At 41.5% G+C, this 10,764-nt stretch carries 10 protein-coding genes; 7 read left to right on the top strand and 3 right to left on the bottom strand.

What is annotated here, in order from left to right:
* Window positions 1-108 precede the first annotated feature (108 nt).
* Window positions 109-1,626 carry a trehalase family glycosidase gene (locus tag RMY00_RS15600; RefSeq protein WP_322648399.1) on the top strand — a complete coding sequence of 506 codons (1,518 nt, stop codon included), beginning with the start codon at window positions 109-111 and terminating at the stop codon, window positions 1,624-1,626.
* A gap of 452 nt (window positions 1,627-2,078) precedes the next feature.
* On the opposite strand, the gene RMY00_RS15595 is transcribed toward RMY00_RS15600, so the two are convergent.
* Entirely contained in the window at window positions 2,079-2,231 is a 153-nt protein-coding gene (locus RMY00_RS15595) for a hypothetical protein (protein ID WP_322648398.1), read from the bottom strand.
* Window positions 2,232-2,667: 436 nt separating this feature from the next.
* On the opposite strand from RMY00_RS15595, the gene RMY00_RS15590 reads away from it, so the two are divergent.
* The 6 genes from RMY00_RS15590 (at window position 2,668) to RMY00_RS15565 (ending at window position 8,044) form a co-directional block, all read left to right on the top strand.
* The gene (locus RMY00_RS15590; protein WP_322648397.1) at window positions 2,668-4,083 is read left to right on the top strand and encodes a nicotinate phosphoribosyltransferase; all 1,416 of its coding nucleotides are present in this window, start codon (window positions 2,668-2,670) and stop codon (window positions 4,081-4,083) included.
* A 4-nt stretch (window positions 4,084-4,087) separates the two neighbouring features.
* Window positions 4,088-4,687: a nicotinate-nucleotide adenylyltransferase gene (locus RMY00_RS15585; protein ID WP_322648461.1), complete on the top strand. Its 600-nt coding sequence runs from the start codon at window positions 4,088-4,090 to the stop codon at window positions 4,685-4,687.
* Window positions 4,648-5,394, top strand: coding sequence for an NUDIX hydrolase (locus tag RMY00_RS15580; protein WP_012411955.1), 747 nt, complete (start codon window positions 4,648-4,650; stop codon window positions 5,392-5,394). The genes RMY00_RS15585 and RMY00_RS15580 overlap by 40 nt, the downstream gene beginning before the upstream one ends.
* Window positions 5,395-5,492: 98 nt before the next feature.
* Window positions 5,493-7,211 carry an NAD+ synthase gene (locus RMY00_RS15575; RefSeq protein ID WP_322648460.1) on the top strand — a complete coding sequence of 573 codons (1,719 nt, stop codon included), beginning with the start codon at window positions 5,493-5,495 and terminating at the stop codon, window positions 7,209-7,211.
* 208 nt (window positions 7,212-7,419) lie between these two features.
* Window positions 7,420-7,635, top strand: coding sequence for a hypothetical protein (locus RMY00_RS15570; protein ID WP_322648396.1), 216 nt, complete (start codon window positions 7,420-7,422; stop codon window positions 7,633-7,635).
* The gene (locus RMY00_RS15565; protein WP_322648395.1) at window positions 7,628-8,044 is read left to right on the top strand and encodes a retroviral-like aspartic protease; all 417 of its coding nucleotides are present in this window, start codon (window positions 7,628-7,630) and stop codon (window positions 8,042-8,044) included. The genes RMY00_RS15570 and RMY00_RS15565 overlap by 8 nt, the downstream gene beginning before the upstream one ends.
* Before the next feature lie 92 nt (window positions 8,045-8,136).
* Here the strand turns inward: RMY00_RS15565 and RMY00_RS15560 are convergent, their stop codons facing one another.
* Together RMY00_RS15560 and RMY00_RS15555 are read right to left on the bottom strand one after the other, a co-directional pair.
* Window positions 8,137-8,364 carry a hypothetical protein gene (locus RMY00_RS15560; protein ID WP_322648394.1) on the bottom strand — a complete coding sequence of 76 codons (228 nt, stop codon included), beginning with the start codon at window positions 8,362-8,364 and terminating at the stop codon, window positions 8,137-8,139.
* A 118-nt stretch (window positions 8,365-8,482) separates the two neighbouring features.
* Window positions 8,483-10,764: COR domain-containing protein (locus RMY00_RS15555; protein ID WP_322648393.1), on the bottom strand; the 2,282-nt coding region annotated here is incomplete at its 5' end.

The following is a 10,764-nucleotide window of genomic DNA, read 5'->3' as shown; positions in this document are numbered from 1 at the left end:
TTACGCAGAGAAAACCCCTAAAATCTCTGCGTACCTCTGCGATTCCCTTGGCGTTCCTCTGCGTTAAAAAAATTCCTCCAACCTCCTCACACCCCGTCAAATTAAATTATGCTCACCTCATCAGCACTTACCACCACGCAGATAGACGCCGTGCGGGCCCATATCAAAAAAACCTGGAGAACCTTAACGCGATCGCACGAACACTTATTACAATCCGCCAAAGATACCAAACTAGACCACAAAACCGATACTCCTTGGCTCGTCTACATTTCCCCTTTAGAAGATTGTCCCAACATTCAGACAGTCTTAGAGCGATCGCTATCTCCCCAGGATATGCAAGAAATTGAAATTCGCACTTTGCCCTCAGAAGTCGAAGCAATTAAGGAGCATGGCTTACTATACCTACCAGGGTCTTATCTCGTCCCAGGTGGTCGATTTAACGAAATGTATGGCTGGGACAGCTACTTTATATTACTGGGACTTTTGCACGATGGAGAATTGGAGCTAGCGCAAAGCCAGGTAGACCAATTATTGTACCAGGTGCAAAATTACGGCACTATCCTCAATGCCAACCGGACTTATATGCTGTCGCGATCGCAACCCCCAGTCCTCAGCATGATGGTTTTGGCACTATTCAAGCACACCCAGGATGAAGAGTGGTTAAGGTCAACCATACCGCTTTTAGAGCAATTTTACTATTACTGGGTAGTACCACCCCATTTTAATCCCGCAACCGGCTTATCGAGATTTTACGCCTTTGGGGAAGGCCCGGCGCCAGAAGTTTTGTTTTCCGAACGCGATGAGCAGGGAAAAACCCACTATGATCGCGTCAAGGAATATTACCAAACCTTTGAGGTTGAAGATTATGATGTCAATCTTTACTACGACCGAGAAAATGACCAACTGACCAATCTATTTTATAAGGGCGATCGCACCATGCGTGAGTCCGGTTTTGATATTACCAACCGATTTGGCCCCTTCAGTGCTGATATCCTCCACTACGCTCCTGTGTGTCTCAACACTTTGCTGTATCAAGTAGAACAAGACATGGCGCAAATTAAGCATATTCTGGGGAACGAACAATTGGAACAAAAATGGCGTAATCGCGCAGATATCCGCCGCGATCGGATTGATAAATTTCTTTGGAATGAAGAACGAGGACTCTATTTCGACTATCACTTCCAGAGTGGAAAACGCCGTTGTTATGAATTTGCTACTACATTTTATCCCTTATGGCTAGGAATTTCTTCTCCAGCCCAAGCCAAGCGTGTGGTGGAAAATCTCTCTTTGTTTGAAGCCCCAGGCGGAATTCTTACCAGTACTCATATTACCGGAAACCAGTGGGATGCTCCCTTTGGTTGGGCACCATTGACGTACATTGCTGTCCAGGGACTTCACCGTTATGGGTTTCATACAGAAGGCGATCGCATTGCCAACAAATTTCTGGCTATGGTAATTCAAGAATTCGAGCGTCACAACACCCTAGTTGAGAAATATGATGTTGAACGCTGTTCTGCCAACGTTTCCGACGAAATTTCCTTTGGATATAGTTCTAACGAAATTGGCTTCGGCTGGACAAATGGAGTCATTCTGGAACTCTTAGCAGGCGGCGGGAAAAAAGTTTAAAAAAAAAGGCGTGAGAAAAACCTCACGCCCTAATCTGACTCACTTTTTAAATGTCTATGACTGATAAAAGAGAAAACAAAATTGATAATTAAGCTTTGAATTTGACTTGTTTCGATTTTTTATCATTATTGGCTTAAGATTGAAGGTCAGCTAATACGGTTCGGTTAAAGGGGAAAGGCGAAGGGGGAAAGGGGAAGAAAAAACCTTTAACCCTTATCCTTTAACCTTTTCCCCAAACCAATTCTTAGTTCAAAATGCTTATCCGAACCGTATTGGAAGGTCAGCATCTTATTTTCATCTTTTCAAAGATATAAAATACCCATAAATAAGTAGTGGGAGCAAAATGCTCCCACTACTTTTAAAACTATGGTTCTCAAAATAGTCGCTTTTAAAATCTGCGTAGTGCCGACATCTTGCCCACTCCTATCAACAGAGATTTTTATATTCAGCACCTAATTATAATCATCTTTACGCTTATCGTAAGGTTCGCCTGTAAAAGGTTGTACGCCTGTAGCAGGATAAGCGTCATCATTAGGCCCAAAAATCCGCATTGCAGCTTCAGAAATATACTTGGTTATGTTCGCAATGATATTGGAAATAGCCATAATATTGGACTCCTTCTTTCGAGTCGCTTTAATTGTGCTACCTATACTCTAATACTGATATTCAAAGCTGGCTCTTGTTCTCAATATATTGAGAATATATGCAATGTTTATTCAGATAACTTCGCAATACTTTAGCTTGTCAGAAAAACAAACTTTTCCCTTTGATTCTAATTTTAACATAGTTGTTTCTCCAACCCCAGTTAGGGCAACGAAGCAAAACAAAGAATATTGTTTCCTTTTATTAACCACCTTATTTGATTAACATTATTGCTAACTAATACTATTAAAAAATATTAAATATTTTATAAAGCTAGTATAAATTGCCATCAATCTACTGTTATACGGCAATCTCAGAAAATATACTTGCTGATAGTTGACATTATTTATGGTAAATATTACCATAAATAACAGAAGCATCTTGTAAGGAAGCTCTTGCATGACAACTTTGCCAGATTTGGACTATGTATATAAACAGCAAAGCCAGCAGAACCAGGAACTAAACCTCTCTGCGGATGACTACAGCTTATTGACCGACCTTTACCAGTTAACAATGGCAGCTTGTTACACAGGTGAAGGTATAGAACAACGACGGGCAAGCTTTGAGTTGACTGTTAGGCGATTGCCAGAGGGTTTTGGTTATTTAATTGCAATGGGACTGACGCAGGCATTGGAATATTTAGCTAAATTCCGGTTTAGTTTGGCGCAAATTGCGGCATTACAGGCAACAGGAATTTTTGCTCAAGCAGGCGATCGCTTTTGGTCACTTTTAGCTGACGGAAAGTTTACAGGTGATGTTTGGGCAGTACCAGAAGGAACAGCTGTGTTTGCCAATCAGCCACTATTGCGAGTGGAAGCACCACTTTGGCAAGCACAATTAGTAGAAACTTACCTGCTGAATACGATTAATTACCAGACTTTGATTGCTACAAAAGCAGCAAGGTTAAGGGATATAGCGGGAGAATCAGCAACACTTTTAGAATTTGGTACAAGACGAGCATTTAGTCCTCAAGGGTCTTTGTGGGCGGCGCGGGCGGCGTTGGCAGGTGGTTTAGATGCCACTTCTAATGTGTTAGCAGCGCTACAACTAGGACAAAAGCCTAGTGGTACTATGGCACACGCCCTGGTGATGGCGTTGTCAGCAATAGAAGGCACTGAAGAACAAGCTTTCAGTGCATTTCATAGATATTTTCCGGGTGCGCCATTGCTGATTGATACTTACGATACCATTGCTGCTGCCGGGCGCTTGGCCGAAAAAGTAAATTCCGGGGAAATGCAATTAACAGGAGTGAGATTGGACTCAGGAGATTTAGTTACCTTATCAAAACAGGTGCGATCGCTCCTTCCCGGTGTACCAATTTTTGTCAGTGGCGACTTGGATGAGTGGGAAATTGCCAAATTAAAAGCTGCTGGGGCCCAAATTGATGGTTACGGATTGGGAACGCGACTAGTTACAGGTTCGCCTGTAAATGGAGTTTACAAACTTGTAGACATTGATGGTATCCCAGTGATGAAGCAGTCTAGTGGTAAAGTTACTTATCCAGGGCGCAAGCAGATTTTTCGCTCGTATACGGGAGGTAAGGTAAAAGCAGACAGGTTGGGACTCTTAGGTGAAATTGCTTTGGAAGAAGAACCTTTGTTGCAGTTGGTAGTGCAAGAAGGTGAACGGATACAGCCGTTGGAATCGTTGGCAACAATTCGTCAGCGTACCGCCGCATCAGTTGCTAGTTTGCCACAACAGACACGCCGTTTGGATCATCCTGTCTCGGTGCAAGTGGAAATTTCTGCCGCGCTGCAAGAGTTGACAGAAGAAACTAAGAAACGAACCGCCAAGGACGCCAAGGACGCAAAGTAAGATGATGAGAGTTGCTTTGTTTGGAACTAGTGCCGATCCACCAACTGCTGGACATCAAGAAATTCTCAGTTGGCTGTCTGAGCGTTATGATTGGGTAGCTGTTTGGGCAGCAGATAATCCATTTAAGTCTCATCAAACACCCTTAGAACATCGGGCGGCAATGCTGCAACTGTTGATTGCGAATATAGACGCACCACGGCACAATATTGCTTTGGAACAAAAATTGAGTAGCTTTAGAACACTGGAAACAGTAGAAAAAGCCAAGCTTACTTGGGGTGAAGACGCACAATTAACGTTGATTATTGGTTCAGATTTACTGAGTCAGCTACCACGTTGGTATCGTATTGAAGATTTGTTACAGCAAGTGCAACTACTGATTGTACCGCGACCGGGATATGCAATAGATGAATCTAGTTCAGAGGTAGTGCAAAAGCTGGGAGGCAAGATTGCGATCGCTAGTCTGACCGGTCTAGATGTTTCCTCGACAGCGTACCGCGAACATGGAGATTCTCAAGCCCTCACAGCCCCTGTAGTTGCCTATATTAATCGAGAGCATTTGTACGAATGCCAGGACGTTCACAAAAAAAGATACCAACTCCGTTAAACCAACAACCTTTGGCCGATTTCAAGGTTGGTGTTGATAATGTAATTTTTTCTGTAGATACTGTACAAAATCGGCTGTTAGTTCTACTAGTAATGCGACAGCAAGAACCATTTCTAAATCATTGGAGTCTTCCCGGTACCTTAGTACGTCCAGGAGAGTCTTTAGAAGATGCCGCCTATCGCATTATGGCAGAGAAAATTAAGGTCAACAATCTCTATTTAGAACAACTGTATACATTTGGCGGGCCGAACCGCGATCCACGGGAAGCAACTGATAGTTATGGTGTGCGTTATCTATCAGTTAGTTACTTTGCCCTAGTGCGATTTGAAGAAGCCGAATTAATTGCCGATCGCATGACTGGCATAGCTTGGTATCCGGTAAAACAAGTGCCGCAATTAGCTTTTGACCATAATGAAATTTTGGCTTATGGACACAGGCGATTGCGAAATAAATTAGAGTATAGCCCCGTGGCTTTTGAAGTCTTGCCAGAAATGTTCACCTTGAATGATTTATATCAGTTATACGCCACAGTTTTAGGTGATAATTTCTCCGATTATTCTAATTTTAGAGCGCGTCTACTCAAGTTAGGTTTTTTGTGCGATACCGGAATTAAGGTATCACGAGGTGCTGGTCGTCCAGCTAGTTTGTATAAGTTTGATGCTGAAGCTTTTGCTCCCTTAAAAGATAAGCCTTTGGTATTTATTTAACGAGTCTCTACCTAAAGTCCAGAGTTAAAAGTTTTAAGTTCAGAGTAACTTATGACTCTTAACAAATGACAAATGACCAATGACTAATGACAAATAATATGAAAATTGCGATCGCTCAAATTAATCCAACAATTGGTGATTTGCTTGTAAATGCCCAAAAAATCCTAGAGGCGGCACAACTAGCAGCATCTAGCGGGGCGCGTTTATTGCTAACACCAGAACTTTCTTTGTGTGGCTATCCACCAAGAGATTTACTATTAAATCCTAGTTTTGTGGAAGCGATGGGCATCACTTTACAAAATTTGGTGCAGGATTTACCACCAAATTTAGCTGTTTTGGTAGGAACTGTTGAACAGAATATCAAAGCACATATTAGTGGTGGTAAAACCTTATTTAACAGCATGGCTTTGCTAGAAGATGGCAAAGTTAAGCAAGTTTTCCACAAACGGCTTTTGCCTACTTACGATGTATTTGACGAACGTCGCTATTTTGAACCAGGTTTAGAAGCCAATTATTTCACTTTAGATGATATCCATATTGGCGTAACTATTTGCGAAGATTTATGGAATGACGAGGAATTCTGGGGCAAACGTAGTTATGCAGTAAATCCGATTGCTGACTTAGCAATTTTAGGTGTAGATTTAATTGTAAATTTGTCTGCTTCCCCCTACACTGCCGGTAAGCAGCAGTTTAGAGAAACAATGCTCAGGCATAGTGCAATACGTTTTCAACAACCAATGATTTATGCTAATCAGGTTGGCGGAAATGATGACTTAATTTTTGATGGGCGGAGTTTTGCCTTGAATCGTCAAGGTGAAGTGATGTGCCGCGCCCGTGGGTTTGATACTGATTTAGTAGTAGTTGAATTTGATGAAGCGCAACGGGATTTTCAATTAGGTTCTGTAGCACCTGTCTATGAATCGGAAGATGAAGAAATTTGGCAAGCGTTGGTTTTAGGAGTGCGAGATTATGCTCGTAAGTGTCGCTTTTCTAAAGTAGTATTGGGTTTAAGCGGCGGGATTGACTCTGCAATAGTAGCTGCGATCGCAACTGCGGCACTTGGTAAAGAAAATGTCCTTGGTGTTCTCATGCCTTCCCCTTACAGTTCTGAGCATTCTATCAGTGATGCTGTGGCATTAGCCGAAAATTTGGGGATTAAGACTCATCTTTTACCAATTGGCGAGTTAATGCAAGGCTTTGATCAAACTTTAGATGATTTGTTTGCAGGTACTGAGTTTGGACTGGCAGAAGAGAATATCCAATCTCGGATTCGCGGTAATTTATTAATGGCGATCGCTAATAAATTTGGCTATCTTCTTTTATCTACCGGTAACAAATCAGAAATGGCTGTTGGTTACTGTACTCTCTACGGCGATATGAATGGCGGGTTAGCGGTAATTGCAGATGTTCCTAAAACCCGTGTGTATTCACTTTGTCAATGGTTAAATCGCAATCATGAAATCATCCCGCAAAATGTCTTGACTAAACCACCCAGCGCCGAACTTAAACCAGGCCAAGTTGATCAAGACTCTCTACCGCCTTACGAAATTTTGGACGATATTTTGCAACGCCTAATTCATAATCACCAATCAGCAGTGCAAATAGTTGCAGCCGGTCACGATCCGGTAATTGTAGACAGAGTAATCCAAATGGTAGCGCGGGCTGAATTTAAACGGCGACAAGCACCCCCCGGTTTAAAAATCACCGATCGCGCTTTTGGAACTGGTTGGCGAATGCCAATTGCTAGTAACTGGGTTGGTGTCAAAAAGGCTTACCAGACTAAAATTACAGCTACACCCAATCTTAGTTTGTTGTGATGGACAAGATGCTCATCCGCAAATCAAGTAATTAGTTATCAAACCTCTCCCTGTCTTGAATTTTTATCAAAGTCTGTCCGTCTCCGCATCGGAGAAGGACAGGTTTTGCGTAGTAAAATCTTTTTTACGCCAACGCCACAAACTTTGTAACCACCTTATAGTAGTTGTAAAAATATAAAAAGTATTTACTCGTTATCTTCAACTTGATATGAGCGTAGCAGATTTATTTCCGACCTTGCACAACCTATCTCGTGCAGATAAACTCAAGGTCATGCAGTTTTTAGTTCAAGAACTGGCGACTGAAGAAGCATTGTCGTTACAGCCTGGAGTCACTTATCATGTGTGGTCTCCCTATAATTCCCATGAAGCTGCTAATAAACTAGCCGCACTGTTAGAAGAAGACAGACAGGTAAACGATGCTTAATTCACAAAGATTTCCCTTTGTTGAAAGTCGTGATGTGTTCGGGGATATCGATGCAGTGCCAATATTACCTCTGACGTTAAGCTACAAAAATTCTGTCGTCAACGTTTCTGGTTTATTGGATACTGGAGCTAGTATTAATGTTTTACCTTACAGCATAGGTATTCAGTTATGGGTAGTTTGGGAAGAACTAACAACCTCAGTGCAACTGGCTGGAAACCTAGCACCAGTTGAGGCAAAAGGGTTAGTTGTATCTGCTCAAATAACCAGTTTTGAACCAGTGCGATTGGTGTTTGCTTGGAGTCTCACGGATAATGTGCCGTTACTTTTAGGACGCATGAATTTTTTCTTGGAATTTGATGTCTGTTTCTATCGTTCGCAGATGGCGTTTGAACTGTCTTCTAAGTCGTAAGATTGAACCAATCATACGATCTTGATCGCTCCACCTCTGAAGTTGAAGCTTGCACCTTGGAACATGAGTTGTCGAGTTAAAAGAGCGATCGCTTAACCTTTAACCCTCGTAATTGCACCTTTTATCCTCGCAGTTGCGTCTTTTATCCTCGAAGTTGCACCTTTTATCCTCGCCGTTGCGTCTTTTATCCTCGTCGTTGCACCTTTTATCCTCGCCGTTGCACCTTTTATCCTCGAAGTTGCATCTTTTATCCTCGCCGTTGCGTCTTTTATCCTCGAAGTTGCGCCTTTTATCCTCGAAGTTGCACCTTTTATCCTCATTATTCTGCTTCTGCACTTAAAGCTAGCATCTCAGAACACAAATTATCGAGTTAAAAGGGTGTAGGCATAGCCTGTTGGAGACATTGCTCTATCTCAAAGCGTCACTAATAGTCTAGTTTTACTCATCTAAACGCTGTGCGATCGCGTTCACCAATCTCTCAAATTCTGATTCGCTGTGAATATCTTCAGTCTTAGTATTCATGTCTCTGAGCAGGTCGGTAAGTTTGGCGATCGTGCTACGTATCTCTCTGTATTGGTCAATATCTTCTCGAAATCCTTGCAAATTATCTGCATCTACTTTTTTCAACGCTGCGTTTAACTCTTTGATTTTCTCTTCCCAGTATTCAATATATTTAATTCTTTCAATAGGGTTAAAAATATTGGCATCTGCTAAAATAATAGGAAAGATTTGCTGATATAAATTCCCATTTTTAGAAATTTCAACCAGTTCATACATACAATTTTCGGACTTTAAATACTGGTCGCTGATTACTAAAATTACGCATGTACCACGGCTCAAACGCTGCATGAATTCTTTAAATCTTTCTTTATAGCCAATTGCATTGGTATCACGAATAATTTTGATGTCTTTGGCTTGAAATGCTTGCTCTATTTTCTCTACAAGTGGCTTACTTTGTTGATCTCGCCAAGTGTAGGAGATAAATACTTCTTTTTGATTGCTATCTTTTAGGTGATGTTTTAATGGTTCCTCTCTTTGTTGCTCCAGTTCGCTTTGTAACTGTGTAACTTGGGGGTTGAGTTCCTTATCTGGTCTATCGGATTGGAACATGACATCATCAATTAACCTGCGGACATCTACCATTTGACGGGTTTTCCTGCATTGAATCAGGTAAGCACTATTATCTAGGAACTCACGCAGTTCGTTCAGAGGATAACTATAAGGAGTTTGGCTTCCTTCACATTTTTCGCAGTTACAAGGAACTAGTATTTCATATTGCAAACGTTCGTAAGAGTTGTGGATTTTTTCGAGTTCATGGGTAATGACTGCCATCAATTCTTTTGTACGGTTTCCGGCTACACGGATTTTAATTTCCCGTTGATTGTAGTTTTCAATGATTTCAGCACGAGTTTGGTCTTTGTTAAGAACAACACCATTTTTCCAAACGAGTTTTTGCTGTTCAATCCAAGGGTGCGTCTCGACAATAAAGCGGGTGAGGATGCCTTTGGGCATGAATGTATAGGTGTAGCGCAGGATAAGGTTGTTGCGATCGTCCCAGTTAAAATCAGGTTTGTTGGCAGAGAGTAATTGAGGTGCAATATAAGTGCTGGAACGACTAGGTATTTTGTAGCACAGTTTAAATTTCATCATTAGCTGCAACAGTTCTGGTCGCATATAGGCATATTTTTCTTCATGCCAAATACTTGCTAAATCATCACGGTCAAATTGACCCAGGTTTTCAATGACTTGTGGATTATCTAATACTTTGTAAACGGCATCTGTACCCCAAGTTGGCTTGAGAATAACGGTTTTTCTTAACAAGTCATCGTCTTGAAAGTGTAAGCATACACCTAAATCATGCAGATAGCCACTGAGTTGGAATTTGTCCTCCTCTTTAGTAAAACCATGTTGCTGACAGATTTTCAAATATTCATCCAAACTAATATATTCATCGAGGTTATCTTCTAAAGCTTCCCGCACTTTGACCCAGGTTTTAGGAAGTTTTATACCTACATGAGGTAGGCTACTAATAAAGTGCTGAACTTTATCCAATATTTGTGTTAGACCGCGATTAGTGGCAAGGTTTGTAGAAAGTGTTTCTTTAAAATTGATGAATTCCTTTCGTAAATTGTTCTCATTTATTTCCCATTTGCGCTCCTGCTTTTCATTTTTGATAATGAGTAAAGGACTATCATCGCTCAACAATTTCACCACATTTAGCCAGTAGAAAAAATCTGTGTCTTGTTTGCGAAGATCAGCAACTACGGCATAAAGAGAGCGTTTAGTGAGAAAAAATTGGTGAGTAGTATGATAAATCTCTTGGCCGCCAAAGTCCCAAATGTTGACCTGAAATTCTTTCCCCTTGAACGGGAACTTCCATTGAATAATATCAATCCCTTCAGTAGAACTTTCATTCTTCTGTAGCTCATAGTTTGGGTTTTGAATTTTTTTAGCTAGCGTAGTTTTACCTGCACCAGCTTCTCCCACAATGAGTAACTTGGCTTCGTAGAGGAGATCGGTTTTTTGTTCTAGCTGCTGCCTGCAAAAGTCAAGAATTGCTTTAAACCCATTCGTGATAATTTCTGGTGGAGGTGATTCTAAAGGATTCCTGTCCAGGTTGAGGGTTTGCAGGTTGGTGAGTTGGCCAATTTCCGGTGGCAGACTACTCAGTTGATTACTGCGGAGGTCGAGCGTTCGCAGGTTGGTGAGTTGGCCAATTT

This window comes from Nostoc sp. ChiVER01 (assembly GCF_034531155.1).
Taxonomy (GTDB): Bacteria; Cyanobacteriota; Cyanobacteriia; order Cyanobacteriales; family Nostocaceae; genus Nostoc.
This window is presented reverse-complemented; position numbering and strand designations above follow the sequence as displayed.